We start from the raw sequence: 17,587 nt of genomic DNA, 5'->3' as shown, positions 1-17,587 counted from the left end.
CGCTACGCGCAGGCGCGCCAATGCGTCACTTGATCTTGCCTTCCTTGTAGATCACGTGCTTGCGAACGACGGGATCGTACTTCTTGATCTCCATCTTGTTCGGGGTGTTCTTCTTGTTCTTGTCGGTCGTGTAGAAATGACCGGTTCCGGCCGAGGAGATCAGGCGGATCTTGTCGCGCTTGGAAGCCATGGGTCAGTCCTCCTCAGATCTTTTCGCCGCGGGCACGGAGGTCGGCGAGGACGGCGTCGATGCCGTTCTTGTCGATGGTGCGCAGGGCCTTGGTGGAAACACGGAGCTTGATCCAGCGGTTCTCGCTGGCGACCCAGAAGCGGCGCTCATGCAGGTTGGGCATGAAGCGGCGGCGGGTCTTGTTCATGGCATGCGAGACGTTGTTGCCGGTCGTCGTACGCTTGCCGGTGACTTGGCATACACGGGCCATTACGCACCTCGTAGAGTTCGATTGGACTCCCCTTGGCCAGGGAAGCGGCGGCCCCGCCAGGCCACGGGATGCGGCTGGCGCGCGATGCGGGAAAACGTCCGCCCGGTGGGCGGCGCTGGAACCGGCGGTCCGGAATCGCGCTTCCGGGGTGCCGCCTTGCCGGTCATGCGACGGCTGGACACAGCGAGCCGGGCATTGTGGCAGGGGGGCGGCGGGGGCGCAAGGGGGGGGGAGGGTGAGGCGGGAACCGGGAACAGGGAACAGGGAACAGGGAACAGGGAACAGGGAACAGGAACAGGGAACGAACGGGGTGCCGTTGTTTGCCTTGCGACCCGTACTGTGGCCTTGGAGGCGGTGGCAGTTTGCTACTGCCTGTCGGCGATGAAGAGCACGGGAGCCGTGGCCAGCAATCGCAGGGTGAGCCACGACACAACCTTCGTTCCCTGTTCCCTGTTCCCCGTTCCCGCTCCTACTGCTGTTCCCCAATCCACCTCCGAACCTCCCCCTCCAGCACCGGCAACGGCACCGAGCCCATCGCCAGCACCATGTCGTGGAAGGCCTTGATGTCGAAATCCGCGCCCAGGGCCTGCTCGGCCTCTCCGCGCAGGCGGACGATCGCCAGCTCGCCCAGCTTGTAGCTCAGGGCCTGGCCGGGCCAGGAGATGTAGCGGTCGACCTCGGTGGTGACCTCGTGCTCGCTCAGGGCGGTGTTGTCTCGCAGGTAGGCGAGGGCCTGCTCGCGGGTCCAGCCCTTGGCGTGCACGCCGGTGTCGATGACCAGCCGGGCGGCACGCCACATCTCGTAGGTCAGCCGGCCGAAGTGCTCGTACGGGGTCTCGTAGATCCCCATCTCCTCGCCCAGCTTCTCCACGTACAGGCCCCAGCCTTCGCCGTAGGCGGAGATGTAGGTGTGGCGGCGGAAGTCGGGCAGCACGTCCTGTTCCGCCGCGAGCGCGCCCTGCATGGCGTGGCCGGGGGCGGCCTCGTGCAGGGTCAGCGCCGGCAGGTTGTAGAACGGGCGTGAGGGCAGGTCGTAGGTGTTGACCCAGTACGTGTTGTTGCCGCCGCGGCCGGCGGTCCAGAACGGGGCAATCTCCGGCGGTACCGGCACAATGGTGAAGCGCGCCCGCGGCAGGGTGCCGATGTAGTCGCCGATCACCGCGTCGATGCGCTTGGCGATCCAGGCCGCGCGGTGCAGGAGCTCCTCGGGCGTGGTCGCGTAGAACTGCGGGTCGGTACGCAGGAAGTGGATGAACTCCTCGAAGCTGCCCTCGAAGCCGGTATCGGCGATCACCTCATCCATCTCCGCGCGGATGCGCGCGACCTCGTCCAGGCCGATGCGGTGGATCTCGTCGGGGGACAGGTCCAGGGTCGTGTACTCGCGGATCTGCTGGGCGTAGTACTCCTCGCCGCCGGGCATCTGCGTGGCCCCCAGGGTGGTGCGCGCCTGCGGCACGTACTCCTCGCGGAAAAAGGTGAGGAGCTCCTGGTGGGCCGGGACCACGCTGTCGCGGATCGACTCGCGCGCCGCTTGGCGCAGCTGCTCCTGCTCGCCGGCGGGAATGGAGGCGGGCATGCGCTTGAACGGTTCGTACAGCGGCGACTGCTCCGGGTCCTCCAGCTCGGCGACCATCGCGATCGATACGTCGCGCCCGTCCAGCACCGCGCGCGGCACGCTGAAGCCGCGGGCCAGGCCGGCGCGCATGTTGGCGATCTGCTGGTCGAAGTGGCGCGGCACGTCGTTGAGCCGGCCGATGTAGTCGCGGTAGTCGCCGGCATCCTCCATCCGGCCGCGGGCCATGAAGGCCAGGTTCGACCAGAACGAGGAGTCGGAGTTGAACGGCATCTCGTAGCCGCGCAGTCGGATGTCGGCCGCCAGGTTCTCGATCTGCGGGCGGTACACCGCCAGGTGGATCCGGTTGGCCGGGGACAACTGGTCCTCGTCGATGCCGTCGAGCGCGGCCAGGACCTGCTCCCACTTCTCCAGCCGGGCCTGCTGGCTGGCGGGGTCGACCGAGTACATGCGCGAGGCGTCGGCGTCCTCGCCGCGGCCGTACTGCGCCTGGCGCCAGGCCCACTCCTCCTCGTGGATCTTCGTGAAGAGGCGGTCGGCTTCCGACTCGGCCGCTTGCGGGACCGCGGCCGTGTCGCACTCGCAGGCCACGGGTGCTTGGGCCGAGGCCGGCGCGCCCAGCGCGAGGGCAATGCCAAGGACGAGGGGGGCGATCAGCGGCTTGGGATCCACGGGGCACTCCAGGAAGACGTATCCGCCCGATGATGGCACCCGCGCGCCGGCGGCGACTGTGCCGGACGTGCCGGCCGGGCGGCTCAGCCGGGCTTGCGCAGCCGCCCCAGCACGCCCTCGAGCGAGTCCAGGTCGCTGTAGTGAATCACCAGCCGGCCCTTCCCGCCGCGCCCGTGCAGGACGTTGACGCGGGTGCCCAGGCCCTCGGACAACTCGCGCTCCAGGCTGGCGATGTCGGCTTGGGGCCGCGGGTGCACGGTGCGGGCGCGCTTGCGCTCGGGGACCCGGCCCATGGCGAACTGCTGCGCGCGGTGCTCGACTTCGCGCACCGACCAGCCGTTCGCGGCCGCCTCGTTGGCCAGCTTCACCGCCAGTTCGGGCGCCAGGGTCAGCAGGGCACGGGCGTGGCCCATCTCCAGCTGGCGCTCCTCGACCAGCGCGCGGATTGCCGGCGGCAGCTCCAGCAGGCGCAGCAGGTTGGACACGGACGCGCGGGAGCGGCCTACCGCGTCGGCCGCCTGGGCGTGGGTGAGGTCGAACTCGTCGATCAGCCGCTGCAGGGCCTGGGCCTCTTCCAGCGGGTTGAGGTCCTCGCGCTGGATGTTCTCGATCAGCGCCATCGCGACCATGGTGCGGTCGTCGACCTCGCGCACCACCACCGGCACCTCGGCCAGCCCGGCCTTGCGGCTGGCGCGCCAGCGGCGCTCGCCGGCGATGATCTCGAACACCTTGCTGCCGCGGCCGTCGGGCCCGTCGATCTCGCGGACCACGATCGGCTGGATCACGCCCTGGGCGCGGATCGACTCGGCCAGCTCGTCGAGCTTGTCCTCGTCCCAGTGCTGGCGCGGCTGGTACCGCCCCGGCACCAGCGCGTCGATCGGCAGCGTGCGCAGGCGGTCACCCTCGGCAGCCGACTCCAGCGACGGCGCCTGGGCCGCGGCCTTCGGGCCGAGCAGGGCTTCCAGGCCGCGCCCCAGGCCGCGCTTCTTCGCCGCGGCCCGGCCTGCCGGCGCCTTGGTGGCCTTGGCTGCGGGCGGCTTGGGCGTGTCGGCGCTCATGCGGCGGTCTCCGGATCGGGTTGCGGGGAGGTGGCGGCCAGGCGCGCGCGTTCGCGCTGGCGGCGCAGCAGCTCGCCGGCCAGCCCGAGGTAGGCGATGCCGCCGCGGCTGGAGCGGTCGTAGCCGACGATGCTCTGGCCGTGGCTGGGCGCCTCGGCCAGGCGTACGTTGCGCGGCACGATGGTGCGGAACACCTGGTCGCCGAAGTGCTCGGTCAGCTCCGCCGACACCGCGTTGGCCAGGTTGTTGCGCACGTCGAACATGGTGCGCAGCACGCCCTCGATCTCCAGGTCCGGATTGAGCGAGCCGCGGATCGCCTCGATGGTCTCCATCAGCGCGCTGATGCCTTCGAGCGCGTAGTACTCGCACTGCATCGGCACGATCACCGAGTCCGCCGCCGTGAGCGCGTTGAGGGTCAGCAGCGACAGCGCTGGCGGGCAGTCGATGATCACGAAGTCGTAGTCGCCGGCCACCGGCGCAAGCGCCTGGGCCAGCCGGCGTTCGCGTTCGCCCGACTCCATCAGCCGTATCTCGGCGGCGGTCAGGTCGATGTTGCCCGGCAGCAGGTCGAAGTCCTCGCCGGTGCGCACGATGGCGTCGCGGGCCTCGCTCTCGCCCAGCAGTACCTCGCAGACGGAGGCCTCGAGCTCGCGTTTGTCGACGCCGCTGCCCATGGTCGCGTTGCCCTGCGGATCCATGTCGACCAGCAGCACCTTGCGCGGCATGCGCGCGAGCGCGGCCGCCAGGTTGACCGCGGTGGTGGTCTTGCCGACCCCGCCTTTCTGGTTGGCGACGGCGATGATGCGGGCCATTCGGCGCGTGCCTCGGGATGGTGCTGCGGGAAGTGGCCGGACCGCGCGCGCGGCGCGGCCGGACCGGGGATTATGCCCGCCCGTGGGCCGGGCTGCCGAGGCCGCGTCGGGAAGGGGTCAGCCGGTACCGTCGCGGGCGACCACCACCAGGTGCCGCTCGGCGTCCAGGCCGGGGACCTGCAACCGGTGGGACTCCACGGTGCGCCAGCCCGCGGGCAGGGCGTCCAGCTCTTCCTGCGGATAGACGCCCTTCATGGCCAGCAGTCGGCCGGCGGGCTCGAGCAGGTGCCCGCCCAGCTGCAGGATCAGCGGGATGGTCGCCAAGGCGCGCGCGGTGATCGCCGCGAAGCCGCCGGGCCGGTCGAGCGCCTCGATGCGCGTCTCGGCCACGTCGACGTGTTCCAGGCCCAGCTGGCGCACCGCCTCGCGCAGGAAGCGGGCCTTCTTGCCGTTGCTCTCCACCAGCGTCACCCGCAGCCCGGGACAGGCGATCGCCAGCGGGATGCCGGGAAGTCCGGGACCGGTCCCCAGGTCGGCGAGCCTGCCGCCCGTGGCCACCAGCGGGGCAGCGAACGGCTGCATCGCCAGCGAGTCGAGCAGGTGGCGGTCGACCATCTCCAGCGGGTCGCGCACCGCGGTCAGGTTGTAGGTGCGGTTCCAGCGCGCGAGCAGGGCCAGGTAGGCCAGCAGCGGGTCCCGGGCGGCGGGGTCGATGCCGAGTGCCTCCAGCCCGGAAGCCAGGCGCGGGGCGACGGAGGGGGGCAGGGGGCCGGCGTTCATGGGCGCGCAGTATGCCCCGGGCGGGCCTCCCCGGCAGGGGTCGGCATCGCGTCGGAGTTGAACCAGGCCAGGGCGCCCAGGAATCCGGGTGCGGGACGGACCTCCAGCACCCGCCAGGCTTCCGGGTCGCCCAGCGCGGGATCACAGGCCGCAAGGCGCAGGCAGCCGCCCCGGTCGCGGAACTCCAGCCGGTCCAGCCCGAACGCAAGGCCGCGGCCGTGCGCCTTGAGCACCGCCTCCTTCGCGCACCAGAGTCGAAGGAAGTCGCGGCTGGCGTCCCCGGGACCGTGCGCGGCGAGCCAGTCCGCCTCGGCGGGAGTGAAGAAGCGCCGCGCCAGCTCGAGTGCGCGCGGGCGCGGGCGTTCGCGTTCGATGTCGATGCCGACCCGCATGCGCTCGCCAAGCACCACCGCAAGCAGGCCGCCGGAGTGGCTCCAGTTGCAGTCCCACCCGGCGGGAAGCTCCAGCACTGGCCGGCCGTGGGCGCTGCGGCCCAATCGAAGCCCTTCTGGCTCGCGGCCCAGGCGCGCCGCAAGCCACCGTCGTGCCACCGGCTCGGCCGGCCGGCCGGGTTCCAGGGGGAGGGTGCCCCAGCAGGGAGGCGGCGCGGGACCTTGCATGGCGGGCGGAGAAGGGACTCGTGGCAGCGGCGGGAAGGGGCAGCGTAAAGTAGCGGCGGGGGCGGCGCCGGCCGCAGGAGTCCGCAGCAGGCAATGTCAGCAGTTATCGAGTCACACGCCAGCCGTCCGCGCGCCGTCCTGGTCGCCGGCGATCCGGACCGCCCGCTCGCGTACGGTCCCGGCGGCGCGCTGGTCCGCCGGGCGACGCTGGTCCGGCACGTGCTCGGCGTGGCGGCGACGCTGCCCCACGCTCCCTTCGTGGTGAACCTGTGCGAGGACCGCTACCGGTTCCTGGTCGCCTTCTGCGCGGCTGCCAGCCGTGGGCAGGTGACCCTGCTGCCCTCGTCCCGCGCGCCCGCCGCGGTGCTCGGCGTGCAGGCCGGCCACCCCGGCAGCTACTGCCTCGGCGACCGTCCCCTGCCGGTGCCCCCGGACGGCTTCCACTGCCTTCCCCCGTGCCTGCCGGAGGCCGACGGGCCGATCCCGGGGGTGGACGTGGATGCCCGCGTGGCGATCGGGTTCACGTCCGGCAGCACCGGCCAGCCGGCGGCCCACGACAAGTCCTGGGATTCGTTCACCACCAGCACCCGCCAGAACCTGGCGGCGCTGGAGGACCTGATCGACCCGGCCGGGAGCTGGCTGGTGGCCACGGTGCCGCCCCAGCACATGTACGGCATGGAGCTATCGGTGCTGCTGCCGCTGCTGGGCCCCGTGGCGGTGCACATGGCGCGGCCGTTCTTCCCGGCCGAGGTGGCCGCGGCGCTGGCCGACTCGCCCGCCCCGCCGCTGCTGGCGACCACCCCGGTGCACCTGCGGGCGCTGGTGGAGTCCGGCCTGGCCCTGCCGCCGTTGGCGGGGATCGTCTCGGCCACCGCGCCGCTGCCGCGCGAACTGGCCGCTACCGCGGAGGCGCGCTTCGGCTGCGAGGTGCGCGAGGTGTTCGGGTCCACCGAGACCTGTGTCTTCGCACGCCGGCGCACCGCCCGCGAGGACGCCTGGACGCCGCTGCCGGGGGTGCGACTTGCACCCCGCCCCGACGGCACGCTGGTGCATGCCGAGCACCTTGCGGCACCGGTGCCGCTGGCCGACCTGTTCGAGCTGCACGCCGACGGCCGCTTCGAGCTGCGGGGGCGGCAGGCGGACCTGCTGGAGATCGCCGGCAAGCGCGCGTCGCTGGCCGAGCTCACGCGCCGCCTGTTGGAGGTGCCGGGGGTGTCTGACGGGGCCGTGTTCCAGCTCGACCCGGATGCGGCCGGCGTGCGCCGGATCGCCGCGGTCGCGGTGGCACCGGGCCGCGCCCCCGGCGAAGTACTGGGCGCGCTGCGCCAGCACGTCGACCCGGTCTTCCTGCCGCGCCGGCTGCGGCTGGTCACGGCGCTGCCCCGCGAGGAGAGCGGGAAGCTGCCGCGCCACAGGCTGCTCGCGCTGTTCGCCTGAACGGGCCTTAGTGGCCTGTTCAGCACAGACGTTGCCGTCACGCAAGCCGAAACAGACTGATCCCGCCCCCGGACTCAGGGGTTTGCGCTATCCATCACCGGACGGACGAAGGAGAAAAGCATGATCAGTTTCATCATCTGGCTGATTATCGGCGGCATCATTGGCTGGATCGCCAGCCTCATCATGAAGACCGACGCCCAGCAGGGTGTCTTCCTCAACGTGGTCGTCGGCATCATCGGCGCGCTGCTTGGTGGCTGGCTGGCCGGCATGCTCGGCATCGGCGGCGGATCGATCAACGACGGGATCAGCTTCACCAGCATCCTGGTCTCGCTGATCGGTGCGATCGTGCTGCTCGCCATCGTCAACCTGTTCCGTCGCGGGCGCGTGCGCTGAGCCGCGCGACTCACCGACGGACGACTGGAAGGCCCGGGCAACCCCCGGGCCTTCCTGTTTTTGCGCGCGCGGGGCGCGGTGCCGGGGGCAGGAGCCGTGCCGTGCTCAGCCTGCGGGCGCGAGCTCCACCCAGGCCGGCGCGTGGTCGCTCGGGCGGTCCAGCGTGCGCGGCTCGCGGTCGATGCCGGCGGCGGTGCAGCGCGCCCGCAGGGCATCGGACACGAGCGTCAGGTCGATCCGCAGTCCCAGGTTGCGCCGGAACGCCGCCTGCCGGTAGTCCCACCAGCTGAACTCGCCGGGACCTTCGTGGTGCAGCCGGTAGGCGTCGTGCAGCCCCAGGGCCAGCATTCGCTGTAGCGCCTCGCGCTCCAGCGCCGAACTCAGGATGTGTCCCTCGTGCCAGACCTCCGGGTCGTGCACGTCCCGCTCGTCCGGGGCGATGTTGAAGTCGCCCAGCACCACCATCTCCGGGTACCGCCGCAGCTCGGCCTCCAGCCACGCGGTGACCGCCGCCAGCCACCGCAGCTTGTATTCGTACTTGTCGCTGCCCACCGACTGTCCGTTGACCACGTACAGGTTGACGATGCGGATGCCGCCTACCGTGGCCGCGATCACCCGCTTCTGGTCGTCGTCGAACCCGGGGATCCCCGCCTGCACGTCCAGCGGCGCCTCGCGGCCGAGGATGGCCACCCCGTTGTAGGTCTTCTGGCCGCTGAAGACGCTGTGGTACCCGGCCTCCGCCAGCGCCTCGGCGGGGAAGCGTTCGTCGACCAGCTTGGTCTCCTGCAACCCCACGGCGAAGGGGGCGGCGTCCTGGAGCCACTGCAGCAGGTGCGGCAGGCGTACGTTGAGGGAATTGACGTTCCAGCTGGCGATTTTCATCGCGCCGGGATTCACTGCGAGCGTTTCCATCACGCCAGTCTAGCCCGCCCGCCTCACTCCTCGGAGGCGGGTGCGGCGCTGTCGAGGAGGTCCTCGAGCTGCTCCAGGGTGCCGTGGTCCTTGACCACCCGGCGCAGCCACACGTGCAGCGGCATCTCGCCCCAGTGCGCGGCCTTGTCGGCCAGGTAGGCGACGGGACTGTGGGGCTCGTTGCGGCGGAACCATTCGGCGACCTCGCGCAGCCGTGCGATCGCGTCGCGGCGGCTGGCAATGGGACCGGCCTGCGCCGGTGGCACGAGCGAGGGCGCGGAAGCGGCCGCGGGCTCGTCACCGCCTGCGGGTGCAGCATCGCCCGGTCCCGTCCCGTCGAGCAGCACCCCGGCTTCCCGCGCGAAACGGCGGCCGGCATTGCGCACGTGGTCGAGGGCGTCGCGTAGCGATCCGAAGCTGGGCCCGTCCATCCCCAGCCGGGCGTCCACCGCGGCCTCCATCGCCGCGAGCGCGGCGGCGCATTCGTCCAGCTGCTCCACCAGCCGCACGTAGAAGCCGTGCGGGGTGTCCCTGCGGGCGGCTTCGATGGCGTCACTGTCGGGCCCCTCGGCATCCCCTCCGCGGGCGGCGGCGGCCTCGATCTGCGCCAGGCCCCAGCTGCCGCGCGGGGACTGCACCAGCGGCAGTTCGCGTAACCAACGTACCGAGTGGGTGATCAGCCAGGCGAGGTTGCCGATGCGCTGCTCCTGGTCGCCGTCCTCGGCTAGCGGGTGCAGCTGGTCCCACCAGGCATCGCAGAGGCCGGCGACCAGCCGGTAGCCGCGCGCGAGGCCTTCGAATCCGTGGTTGTGCACCTGTGCCTCGGCCCACCAGCCGGCCAGCCGCAGGTCCTTGCTGCGCGTGCGCAGCAGTTCCCCGGCGAGGCGCTCCACGGCCGGCCAGTCGGCCTGCTTCAGGTCCGCGACCCACTCGCCCTGCTCGAGCGAGGGGTCGTCCGCACGGCGCGCTTCGGCGATGGCGTCGTATTCGGGGGAGAACGACAGGTCCTCCCCGCCCGGGCCCGGGCCGTCGACCGGCCCGAGCAGTGCGTCCAGCTGCTGCATGGCATTCCGTTGCATGGCGTTGGTGCCGGCGATCCTAGCCGATCACGCCCGCGCGATCAGCGAGGGGGTGCCGGTGGCCGCGGGAGGCCGTTATCGTCGCGCGGGTCGGCCGCCGGCAGCGGTGCCGGGTCGCGCGGCGCGGCCGGCGGATCCTCGGGCAGCGCGCTGACCGGCTCGCCACGTGCGGCCTGCAGTGCATTGGCGTAGGCGATCCGGGCGTGCCGCTCGCGCCCGGCCTGCGCGTGGGCGTGCCCGAGCTCCTCCCACGCCGCCGGACCCGCACCGCGTGCAAGTGCGGCGCGCGCATGCTCGTCGGCGTGCGCCCACTGCCCCTGCGCGCGGGCCAGGCGGGCACGCGCGAGCAGCAGCGCGGGGCTGTCGGGGTGGGCCCGGGACCACTGCGACGTGCGCTCCTGGCGCTCGTCCAGCCGGCCCACCGGGAGTCGGCCATACAGGTCGACCAGGGACTCGTCCCAGCCGCTGTCGAGCGCACGCTCGATGCTGCCGGTCGCAGCATCCTCCCAGCGCAGGTCGGCGGCACGGCGGGCATAGGCGGCGACGATCGCCGGGTCACGGCGGGCGGACTCCGGCATGGCCTCCCAGCGGTCGGCCAGGCTGTTGGCATCGGTGGCCTGGAGCAGGGCCTGTTCGGCCCAGCGGGCCTGCAGGCGGTCCAGCTCCGCCGGCGGCAGGGCATGCTGGCTGCGCAGGGCGCCCAGCATGCCGTAGGCCTCGTCGGCCCGGCCTGCCGCCTCCAGCGCCCGTACCCGCAGGGCCAGGCCGTGCGGGGGCAACGGCTGCGCGGCGGGATCGTCGAGCAGGCGCAGTGCCTCGTCCGGGCGGCCGTCACCCAGCGCGGCCTCGGCCTGCAGGATCGCCCGGGTGGCGGGATGACCGTCCAGCGCGGCCAGGTGGCGCTCCAGGCGCGCCCGGTCCCCGGTCGCCATCGCGGCGCGGGCACCGGCCAGGTGGGCCAGCCGCGCGCTGCCGTCGTCTGCCACCACCGGCGAGCGCGCGGCTTCGTCCAGCCGTTCCGCGGCGCGGTCCCAGTGGCCGAGCTCGTAGGCCTCGAGTCCTTCGTAGAGGCGGGCACGGGCGGCCTTGCGGCGGCGCCTGCGCAGCCCCAGCACCGGCACGGTCACCAGCTTCCAGAGCAGCCACAGCGCGACCAGAACGCCCGCGCCAACCAGCACCACCACCGCAAGGGTCGTGGTGTAGTCCATGCCGCGGAAGCGCACCAGCACGTAGCCCGGATCCTGCACCAGCACCTGCGCGACGAGGGCCCCCAGTAGCGCAAGCACGATCCAGAACAGCAGGTTTCGGAACAACTTCATCGGGAATCTCCAGGAAGGCCGGGAGTGGATGGGGGGGCGTCCGCGGATCGGGGTTGCGGTCCGGCGCCGGCGAGTCTGTCCGCCGGGCCCGCAAGCGTCGGTGAAGCCGGCAGGGCCGCCGCCGCCGAAACCATGTCGGCCGGGCGGGCGCTGGCGGCGCGATGGACCTCGCCGAAGCCGAGTTCGCCTGCGAGGGCGCCCAGCCGGTCGCTTGCGACGACCACCGGAAGCGCGCGCAGCCTGGCCAGGGAGGCGGCATCCACGTCCGCGACGATCCGCTGCAGGGCCTCGCCGCTGGACACCGCCACCACGGCCGGAGCCCCGAGCGACCGCAGGCGCTCGAGCTGCCTGCGGGAGACCCGGCGCGGCACCCGCTGGTAGACGTCGGCGCGGATCACCTGTGCGCCCCGCGCTTCGAACGCGGGTACCAGCGTCCCGCGTCCCCCCGGTGCCGTGACCAAACCCAGCCGGCGGCCGGCCAGGCGCTGCAGGGCCGGCATCGCGAGCAGGCCCTCGCTGTCCATGCGCTCCGGGGATTCCACGCCGTCGACGCCGGCGCGCCGCAGCGCCCCTGCCGTGCCGGAGCCGACGCCGAGCCAGTCCTGGTCGGGCTGGCGGCGCAGCGGCGCCAGCGCAGCCGCGGCGTTGGCGGCCGCGGGGCTGGTGAACACGACCACCGGGGCCGACAGCGCGGCGGCGAGGGCCTGGCGCGCCTGCGGGGTGTCGACCGGCTCGATCGACCAGGGGGACAGCGCCAGCACCCCTGCACCGTGGGCGGCCGCGGCGCGCCGGACCGGACCGTGCTGGCCGGTGGGGCGCAGGGAGATCACGTACCATCGAGGTGGCCCGTTGCCGGGCGTGCGGCTGTCCATTGCGCCAGCTTCGCATGACCCATCCACCCCTGCACCCGAGTGGCCGGAACTCCCATGGCGAGCGCGCTTGAACTCCTGCAGCAGCACTACGATTCCATGCCGCCGGTGGCGGTGATGGGCTTGTCGATCGAGGGCTACGCCGGGCACCGCCTCACCCTGCGCGCCCCGCTCGACCGTCACGTCAACGACAAGGGTTGCGCCTTCGGCGGCAGCCTCGCCTCGCTGATGACCCTGGCGGGCTGGGGACTGGTGTGGCTGGAGCTGGAGGCCGCCGGGCTGGAGGCGGACATCTATGTCGCCGACAGCCACCTCCGCTACCTGGCCCCGCTGTACGACGACCTGCGCGTGACCGCATCGGCGGCGGAGGGGGCCGACTGGAGCGGCTTCGCCGACCAGCTGCGCACCCGCGGCCGTGCGCGGATCGAGCTGGTGGCCCGGGTGCCGCTTCCCGACGGGCGCCTCGCCACCGACTTCAGCGGCCACTACGTGGCCATCGCCCGGCCGGTCGCCGGAGCCGGCCACGCCGGCTAGCATGGTGCCCCCGACCGTTCCGGATGGCACGATGCGCCAGCTCCCGACGGGCGCTGCCCCGATGCGCCTGCTCCAGTTCCTGCTCCTTGCCTGCGTGCTCGCGCTCGGCGCCTGCGCCTCGGGCAGTTCCGCCCGCGACGCACTGGAGCGCGCCCAGTACGCCTGGTCCGGTGCGATCCGCTGGGGCGACTTCGCCGGCGCCCGCAACCTGGTGGATCCCGAGGTGCGTGCCGCCAGGCCGCTGAGCGAAATGGAAATGGCGCGCTACGAGCAGGTACAGGTCTCGTCCTATCGCAGCACCGGCGCCAGCACCGACCTGGACGCCGGGCTCGCGGCCCGCGAGGTGCGGATCGGCGTCATCAACCGCCACACGATGGCCGAGCGCGAGGTCGCCTACCGCGAGCAGTGGCGCTGGGATGAGCAGGCGGGCACCTGGTGGCTGACCAGCGACCTGCCGGACCTGTGGTCGGGCCGCTGAAGCTTTTGCACCCGCAGGAGGGCGTGGGCGACAATCGCCACCCCGGCGCCGCCGGTCCCGCTGCCATGAGTCCTGCCCGTGAGCCTTGAAGAACTGCTGGCCTTCGCCAGCCGAAACCTCCTGCTGTCCATCGCCCTGGCGGGCCTCACCGCCGCGATCGTATGGGTCGAGGTCAGCCGGCTGTTCCGCGGCTACAAGGGCCTGCGCCCGGGGGAACTGTCCGCGCTGGTCAACCGCGAGGACGCGCTGGTGGTGGACCTGTCGCCGATCAACGACTACCAGGCGGGCCACATCGCCGGCAGCAAGTCGGTGCAGCCCAGCCAGTTCGATCCGGAGAGCAAGTTGCTGGCGAAGGCCAAGGCGCTGCCCGTCGTGGTCGTGTGCCGCACCGGCATGAGCGCCAACAGTGCCGCGCGCCGGCTGGTGAAGGCGGGCTTCGAGCGCGTGTACGTGCTCGAGGGCGGGATCCAGGCCTGGCGCCAGGCCGACCTGCCGCTGGTGAAGGGCCGCGGCTGAACGGCCGCAGCTGAACCCGGGCGCCTCCGGAGCGGTGGGGAGCGCAGGCGGGGGCGTGCCATAATCGGCCTCTTTCCGCCTTCACGCTGGAGTCACCGCAATGTCCGAAGAGAACGCCAACGGCGCAGCCGCCGGCGCCGCCGCCGCCACCAACCAGGCCGCCACCGGCCCGTCCTTCCGCGTCGAGAAGATCTACGCCAAGGACGTCTCCTTCGAGTCGCCCGGCTCCCCGGGGATCTTCACCTCGCAGGGCCAGCCGCAGCTGCAGATGAACCTGTCGCAGAACGCGCAGCGCATCGGCGAGGACACCTTCGAGGTGGTGCTCGGCATCAACCTGACCTGCACCGTCGAGGACAAGACCGCGTACCTGGTCGAGATCAAGCAGGCCGGCGTGTTCACCCTGGCCGGGTTCGAGGCGCAGCAGCTGGACGTGATGCTCGGCGTGCATTGCCCGAACATCCTGTTCCCGTACGCGCGCCAGCTGACCAGCAACCTGGTCGAGTCCGGTGGCTTCACCCCGTTCCTGATGCAGCCGATCAACTTCGAGGCGCTGTACGCCGAGGGCGTCCGCCAGCGCGCGGCCCAGCAGCAGGCGCAGGCGGGCAACCAGGGCAACCTCGGCGACGCCGAGCCCCAGGGCAACGCCTGATCCGGACCGCGGCGGCATGGGTATGACCGACGGCGGCACCGGCCGCCTGCCGGTGGCGGTGCTGGGCGCGGGATCCTGGGGCACCGCCCTGGCCGCGCTGATCGCCCGCCATGGGCATCCCACCACGCTGTGGGGCCGGGACGCGGACGTGATCGCGGCCATCGATGGCGGCAAGGAGAATCCGCGCTACCTGCCGGGCATCGCGCTGCCGGAGCGGCTGCTTGCCACCACCGACCTGGCCGCCTCGATGGCCGGGGCCGGGCTGGTGCTCGTGGTAACGCCTTCGCACGCGTTCGCCGACACCCTGCGCGCGTTGGCGCCGCACCGGCCTGAAGGCGCCGGCGTGGCCTGGGCGAGCAAGGGCTTCGAGCCGGGCAGCGGGCGCTTCCTGCACGAGGTCGCGGCCGAGGTGCTTGGGCCGCAGGTCCCGCTCGCGGTGGTCACTGGTCCCTCCTTCGCTCGCGAGGTGGCGGCCGGCCTGCCGACGGCGGTGACCGTGCACTCCGAGCAGGCGGACTTCGCCCAGTTGGTGGCCGACGCGCTGCACGGGCCGGCGTTCCGCGCCTATACCGGCAACGACATGCTCGGTGCCGAACTGGGCGGTGCGATGAAGAACGTGCTGGCGGTCGCCACCGGCGTCGCCGACGGCATGGAGCTGGGCCTCAATGCGCGCGCCGGCCTGGTGACCCGCGGCCTCAACGAGATGCTGCGGCTCAACCGCGCGCTGGGTGGCCGTCCCGAGACCCTGATGGGCCTGGCGGGGATGGGCGACCTGGTGCTCACCTGCACCGGCGACCTGTCGCGCAACCGGCGGCTGGGCCTGGCGCTGGGGCGCGGGCAGGGCATCGAGGAGGCGGTCCGCGAGATCGGCCAGGTGGTCGAGTCGCTGCAGACCGCCGACGAGGTGATGCGGCTGGCGAAGCGCCACGGCGTGGAGTTGCCGATCTCCGAGGCCGTGCACTCGGTGCTGCACGGCGGCCTGACCCCGGTCGAGGGCCTGGCGCAGCTGATGGCGCGGGAGCAGAAGGCGGAGTACGTCGATCCGTTGCTGGGCTGAGCCCCGTCCACCGCACCCCGGAAAAGGAAAGGCCCCGGCAATGCCGGGGCCTTTTTTCGCGACCCATTCGGGGGGGAGAGAGAGATGCGTCGCGGAACGCGTCGGTCAGAACGTGATGCGCGGACCGATGAACCACTGGGTGTCGCCGTCGACGAACTTCACGTCGCCGCTCAGGCCCCAGGTCGGGTTGAACTTCACCAGCGCACCCAGGCGGCCGTAGAAGTCGCCGTCGTACTGGTCACCGTCCTCGTAACCGGCCAGGGCGTAGCCCTCGAACTGCGGCGCCAGGTTGCCGCGCACGCCCGCCTCGACGCTCCAGCCGTCGACGTCGAAGCCGCTGCCGGCGTCGAACTTCTCGTAGGCCACGCGGGTCAGCAGGTCGGCACGGGGCGAGATGGTGTGGTTGTAGCCCACGCCGGCGCGCCACTGGTCGAAATCGATGCTGGTGCCGTCGATTTCCTGGTTGGAGAAATCGCCGAACAGGTGGAAATTGGGGGCGATCGCGCCGGAGCCGCGGATGGCCCAGCCGTCGGCGTCGGCACCGTCCACATCGGTGGCGGCGTAGCCGGCCTCGACGTAGTTGTAGGACACGCCGTCGGCAGCCGAAGCGGCGAACGGCAGCGCGGCAAGCAGGGACAGGGCGAACAGGGACTTCTTCATCGGGGTTTTCCCTCTTTTGATGATCCGGTGCTGGCGATCCATGCCACGGAGGCGGCGAATCGGGGGAGGCCGCCAGCCCCGGCGAGTATCCGGGCAGGTGCCCAATCAACCCTGAATCGCGGCGGCCGGGTCGCCGCCGGCCGACATCCCCTGTTCAGCTTCAAGCCATGCCGGCGCCACCGAAACGCTCCGTCCCGGCCGTATACCGGGTACTCCGCCCGGGCGCCCTTACATTCCCGACATCCCCCAACGCAAAGGAGCCCGCCGTGGCCAAGGTCCTCGTCCTGTACTACTCCGCCTACGGGCACATCGAACAGATGGCCGAAGCGGTCGCCGAGGGCGCCCGCGAAACCGGCGCCCAGGTCGACATCCGCCGTGTTCCCGAACTCGTGCCCGAGGAGGTCGCCCGCAAGTCCGGGTTCAAGCTCGAGCAGGCGGCCCCGATCGCGAGGGTCGAGGAACTCGCCGGGTACGACGCGATCATCGTCGGCACCGGTACCCGCTTCGGCCGGATGTCCTCGCAGATGGCCAGCTTCCTCGACCAGTGCGGCGGCCTGTGGGCGAGTGGCGCACTGAACGGCAAGGTCGGCGGTGCCTTCACCTCCACCAACACCCAGCACGGCGGCCAGGAAGCGACGCTGTTCTCGATCCTGACCAACCTGCTGCACTTCGGCCTGGTCACGGTCGGCCTGCCCTACAGCTACGCGCCGCAGATGACGATGGACGAGATCGTCGGCGGCAGCCCGTACGGGGCGACGACGATCGCCGGCGGCGACGGTTCGCGCCAGCCGTCGAAGATCGACCTGGATGGCGCGCGGTTCCAGGGCCGGCACATCGCCGACATCGCAAACCGGCTGTTCCCGTAAGCGGGGCACAATAGGCGGTCGCGGCCCGTCGCCGCGACTTTCCAGGATCCTCCATGCCCGACCCGAAGCCCGCCCCCGACACTGCGCGCAACGTCGCCGCCACCACGCTCGCCCACCAGGAGCTCGGGGGCGAGGTGCGGGTGGCCGGCGAGGGGAGCCCGGCGGAATGGGTACGGCTGGTCGATTCCTGCGACCTGCCCACGCGCTGGGGAGCGTTCCGGCTGCACGGGTTCGTCGACCTGCGCAACGGGCAGGAGCACGTCGCCCTCGCGCTGGGTGACCTGGCGGGGTCCGGTCCGGTGCTGGCCCGGGTGCACTCCGAATGCCTGACCGGCGACGCCTTCGGCAGCCGCCGCTGCGACTGCGGCGCGCAGCTGGAGGCGGCGATGGAGCGGATCGCGGCGGAGGGGCGCGGGGTCATCCTGTACATGCGCCAGGAGGGCCGTGGCATCGGGCTGCTGAACAAGATCCGCGCCTACCACCTGCAGGACGATGGCGCCGACACCGTGCAGGCCAACCAGGCGCTGGGCTTCGCCCCCGACCTGCGCAGCTACGAGCTGGTCGCGCCGATGCTGGCCCGGCTGGGCGTGCAGGCGGTGCGACTGATGACCAACAACCCGCGCAAGGTCGACGCACTGCAGGCCGCCGGCGTGCCGGTGGCGGAGCGGCTGCCGATCCGGGTGGGGCGGAACCCGGCCAACCAGGGCTACCTGGACACCAAGCGCAGCAAGCTGGGACACCTGCTGGACCCGGACGCGGGCTGATCCACCCGGCCGTTTCGGACCCGTGACAGCCGGGGCGCATGGTCACCGCCTGTTCATCCACTGAATGAGGGTTCATTCACAATGTGAGGATTGCGTTAA

The 17,587-nt window shown here is 72.0% G+C and carries 21 protein-coding genes; 9 read left to right on the top strand and 12 right to left on the bottom strand.

The features are described from left to right. Positions 1–25: 25 nt before the first annotated feature. The 7 genes from rpmG to G545_RS14045 form a co-directional block, all read right to left on the bottom strand. On the bottom strand, positions 26–190 hold the full coding sequence (gene rpmG, locus G545_RS0107760; RefSeq protein ID WP_019398349.1) for a 50S ribosomal protein L33: 165 nt from the start codon (positions 188–190) through the stop codon (positions 26–28). Between the two features lie 13 nt (positions 191–203). Further along, positions 204–440, bottom strand: a complete 237-nt coding sequence (gene rpmB / locus G545_RS0107755) for a 50S ribosomal protein L28 (protein WP_027069887.1) — start codon at positions 438–440, stop codon at positions 204–206. Between the two features lie 469 nt (positions 441–909). Further along, on the bottom strand, positions 910–2,670 hold the full coding sequence (locus G545_RS0107750) for a DUF885 domain-containing protein (protein ID WP_027069886.1): 1,761 nt from the start codon (positions 2,668–2,670) through the stop codon (positions 910–912). A 98-nt stretch (positions 2,671–2,768) separates the two neighbouring features. After that, positions 2,769–3,743 (bottom strand): ParB/RepB/Spo0J family partition protein, encoded by a 975-nt coding sequence (locus tag G545_RS0107745; RefSeq protein ID WP_052347288.1) that lies wholly within the window; start codon positions 3,741–3,743, stop codon positions 2,769–2,771. Further along, entirely contained in the window at positions 3,740–4,555 is an 816-nt protein-coding gene (locus G545_RS0107740) for a ParA family protein (RefSeq protein WP_027069884.1), read from the bottom strand. The genes G545_RS0107745 and G545_RS0107740 overlap by 4 nt, the downstream gene beginning before the upstream one ends. A 117-nt stretch (positions 4,556–4,672) precedes the next feature. Next, positions 4,673–5,335, bottom strand: a complete 663-nt coding sequence (rsmG, locus tag G545_RS0107735; protein ID WP_027069883.1) for a 16S rRNA (guanine(527)-N(7))-methyltransferase RsmG — start codon at positions 5,333–5,335, stop codon at positions 4,673–4,675. Next, positions 5,332–5,832, bottom strand: coding sequence for a 4'-phosphopantetheinyl transferase family protein (locus G545_RS14045; protein WP_161625779.1), 501 nt, complete (start codon positions 5,830–5,832; stop codon positions 5,332–5,334). Before G545_RS14045 ends, rsmG begins: the two co-directional genes overlap by 4 nt. 216 nt (positions 5,833–6,048) lie before the next feature. Between G545_RS14045 and G545_RS0107725 the strand changes: the two genes are divergently transcribed. Together G545_RS0107725 and G545_RS0107720 are read left to right on the top strand one after the other, a co-directional pair. Beyond that, a complete protein-coding gene (locus tag G545_RS0107725) occupies positions 6,049–7,392 on the top strand; it encodes an AMP-binding protein (protein ID WP_027069882.1) in 1,344 nt (447 codons plus the stop codon). Between the two features lie 123 nt (positions 7,393–7,515). Continuing rightward, positions 7,516–7,785, top strand: coding sequence for a GlsB/YeaQ/YmgE family stress response membrane protein (locus G545_RS0107720; RefSeq protein WP_027069881.1), 270 nt, complete (start codon positions 7,516–7,518; stop codon positions 7,783–7,785). Positions 7,786–7,890: 105 nt separating this feature from the next. On the opposite strand, the gene xth is transcribed toward G545_RS0107720, so the two are convergent. The 4 genes from xth to G545_RS14040 are packed head-to-tail and all read right to left on the bottom strand — an operon-like array spanning position 7,891 to position 11,967. After that, positions 7,891–8,667 (bottom strand): exodeoxyribonuclease III, encoded by a 777-nt coding sequence (gene xth, locus G545_RS0107715; RefSeq protein ID WP_027069880.1) that lies wholly within the window; start codon positions 8,665–8,667, stop codon positions 7,891–7,893. Positions 8,668–8,720: 53 nt separating this feature from the next. Next, positions 8,721–9,776 carry a type VI secretion system protein TssA gene (gene tssA, locus G545_RS0107710; protein WP_331439850.1) on the bottom strand — a complete coding sequence of 352 codons (1,056 nt, stop codon included), beginning with the start codon at positions 9,774–9,776 and terminating at the stop codon, positions 8,721–8,723. Positions 9,777–9,817: 41 nt separating this feature from the next. Then, positions 9,818–11,095 (bottom strand): heme biosynthesis protein HemY, encoded by a 1,278-nt coding sequence (locus G545_RS0107705; protein ID WP_027069878.1) that lies wholly within the window; start codon positions 11,093–11,095, stop codon positions 9,818–9,820. Then, positions 11,092–11,967, bottom strand: coding sequence for a uroporphyrinogen-III synthase (locus tag G545_RS14040; RefSeq protein ID WP_154656539.1), 876 nt, complete (start codon positions 11,965–11,967; stop codon positions 11,092–11,094). Before G545_RS14040 ends, G545_RS0107705 begins: the two co-directional genes overlap by 4 nt. 54 nt (positions 11,968–12,021) lie before the next feature. Here G545_RS14040 and G545_RS0107695 point away from each other — a divergent pair, with 54 nt between their 5' ends. The 5 genes from G545_RS0107695 (at position 12,022) to G545_RS0107675 (ending at position 15,198) form a co-directional block, all read left to right on the top strand. Next, positions 12,022–12,498 carry a YiiD C-terminal domain-containing protein gene (locus G545_RS0107695; RefSeq protein WP_036137260.1) on the top strand — a complete coding sequence of 159 codons (477 nt, stop codon included), beginning with the start codon at positions 12,022–12,024 and terminating at the stop codon, positions 12,496–12,498. 31 nt (positions 12,499–12,529) lie between these two features. Further along, positions 12,530–12,976 carry a hypothetical protein gene (locus G545_RS0107690; RefSeq protein WP_231553201.1) on the top strand — a complete coding sequence of 149 codons (447 nt, stop codon included), beginning with the start codon at positions 12,530–12,532 and terminating at the stop codon, positions 12,974–12,976. A 78-nt stretch (positions 12,977–13,054) separates the two neighbouring features. Continuing rightward, positions 13,055–13,492, top strand: a complete 438-nt coding sequence (locus tag G545_RS0107685) for a rhodanese-like domain-containing protein (protein WP_027069875.1) — start codon at positions 13,055–13,057, stop codon at positions 13,490–13,492. A 100-nt stretch (positions 13,493–13,592) separates the two neighbouring features. Continuing rightward, a complete protein-coding gene (gene secB / locus G545_RS0107680) occupies positions 13,593–14,141 on the top strand; it encodes a protein-export chaperone SecB (RefSeq protein ID WP_027069874.1) in 549 nt (182 codons plus the stop codon). Positions 14,142–14,163: 22 nt separating this feature from the next. After that, the gene (locus tag G545_RS0107675) at positions 14,164–15,198 is read left to right on the top strand and encodes an NAD(P)H-dependent glycerol-3-phosphate dehydrogenase (RefSeq protein WP_027069873.1); all 1,035 of its coding nucleotides are present in this window, start codon (positions 14,164–14,166) and stop codon (positions 15,196–15,198) included. A gap of 105 nt (positions 15,199–15,303) precedes the next feature. Here G545_RS0107675 and G545_RS0107670 read toward each other — a convergent pair whose 3' ends face one another. Beyond that, positions 15,304–15,858 carry an OmpO family porin gene (locus G545_RS0107670; protein ID WP_027069872.1) on the bottom strand — a complete coding sequence of 185 codons (555 nt, stop codon included), beginning with the start codon at positions 15,856–15,858 and terminating at the stop codon, positions 15,304–15,306. A 266-nt stretch (positions 15,859–16,124) separates the two neighbouring features. Here G545_RS0107670 and wrbA point away from each other — a divergent pair, with 266 nt between their 5' ends. Next, a complete protein-coding gene (gene wrbA, locus G545_RS0107665) occupies positions 16,125–16,724 on the top strand; it encodes an NAD(P)H:quinone oxidoreductase (protein WP_027069871.1) in 600 nt (199 codons plus the stop codon). Positions 16,725–16,777: 53 nt separating this feature from the next. Then, complete coding sequence (gene ribA / locus G545_RS0107660) at positions 16,778–17,488, top strand: GTP cyclohydrolase II (RefSeq protein ID WP_081677784.1); 711 nt, start codon at positions 16,778–16,780, stop codon at positions 17,486–17,488. Positions 17,489–17,587 lie beyond the last annotated feature (99 nt).

It is taken from the genome of Lysobacter defluvii IMMIB APB-9 = DSM 18482 (assembly GCF_000423325.1).
GTDB classification, from domain to species: Bacteria; Pseudomonadota; Gammaproteobacteria; order Xanthomonadales; family Xanthomonadaceae; genus Novilysobacter; species Novilysobacter defluvii.
Note: the sequence above shows the minus strand (reverse complement) of the source record. Positions and strands in the feature narration are given on the sequence as shown.

What these genes read in the sequence shown, in the direction of transcription:
- xth (WP_027069880.1), bottom strand. Translation starts at nt 8,667, where the DNA reads ATGAAAATCGCCAGCTGGAACGTCAATTCCCTCAACGTACGCCTGCCG.
- G545_RS0107690 (WP_231553201.1), top strand. Translation starts at nt 12,530, where the DNA reads ATGCGCCAGCTCCCGACGGGCGCTGCCCCGATGCGCCTGCTCCAGTTC.
- G545_RS0107745 (WP_052347288.1), bottom strand. Translation starts at nt 3,743, where the DNA reads ATGAGCGCCGACACGCCCAAGCCGCCCGCAGCCAAGGCCACCAAGGCG.
- G545_RS0107695 (WP_036137260.1), top strand. Translation starts at nt 12,022, where the DNA reads ATGGCGAGCGCGCTTGAACTCCTGCAGCAGCACTACGATTCCATGCCG.
- rpmB (WP_027069887.1), bottom strand. Translation starts at nt 440, where the DNA reads ATGGCCCGTGTATGCCAAGTCACCGGCAAGCGTACGACGACCGGCAAC.
- ribA (WP_081677784.1), top strand. Translation starts at nt 16,778, where the DNA reads ATGCCCGACCCGAAGCCCGCCCCCGACACTGCGCGCAACGTCGCCGCC.
- G545_RS0107705 (WP_027069878.1), bottom strand. Translation starts at nt 11,095, where the DNA reads ATGAAGTTGTTCCGAAACCTGCTGTTCTGGATCGTGCTTGCGCTACTG.
- rpmG (WP_019398349.1), bottom strand. Translation starts at nt 190, where the DNA reads ATGGCTTCCAAGCGCGACAAGATCCGCCTGATCTCCTCGGCCGGAACC.
- tssA (WP_331439850.1), bottom strand. Translation starts at nt 9,776, where the DNA reads ATGCAACGGAATGCCATGCAGCAGCTGGACGCACTGCTCGGGCCGGTC.
- G545_RS0107675 (WP_027069873.1), top strand. Translation starts at nt 14,164, where the DNA reads ATGACCGACGGCGGCACCGGCCGCCTGCCGGTGGCGGTGCTGGGCGCG.
- G545_RS0107725 (WP_027069882.1), top strand. Translation starts at nt 6,049, where the DNA reads ATGTCAGCAGTTATCGAGTCACACGCCAGCCGTCCGCGCGCCGTCCTG.
- G545_RS14040 (WP_154656539.1), bottom strand. Translation starts at nt 11,967, where the DNA reads ATGGACAGCCGCACGCCCGGCAACGGGCCACCTCGATGGTACGTGATC.
- secB (WP_027069874.1), top strand. Translation starts at nt 13,593, where the DNA reads ATGTCCGAAGAGAACGCCAACGGCGCAGCCGCCGGCGCCGCCGCCGCC.
- G545_RS0107670 (WP_027069872.1), bottom strand. Translation starts at nt 15,858, where the DNA reads ATGAAGAAGTCCCTGTTCGCCCTGTCCCTGCTTGCCGCGCTGCCGTTC.
- rsmG (WP_027069883.1), bottom strand. Translation starts at nt 5,335, where the DNA reads ATGAACGCCGGCCCCCTGCCCCCCTCCGTCGCCCCGCGCCTGGCTTCC.
- G545_RS0107740 (WP_027069884.1), bottom strand. Translation starts at nt 4,555, where the DNA reads ATGGCCCGCATCATCGCCGTCGCCAACCAGAAAGGCGGGGTCGGCAAG.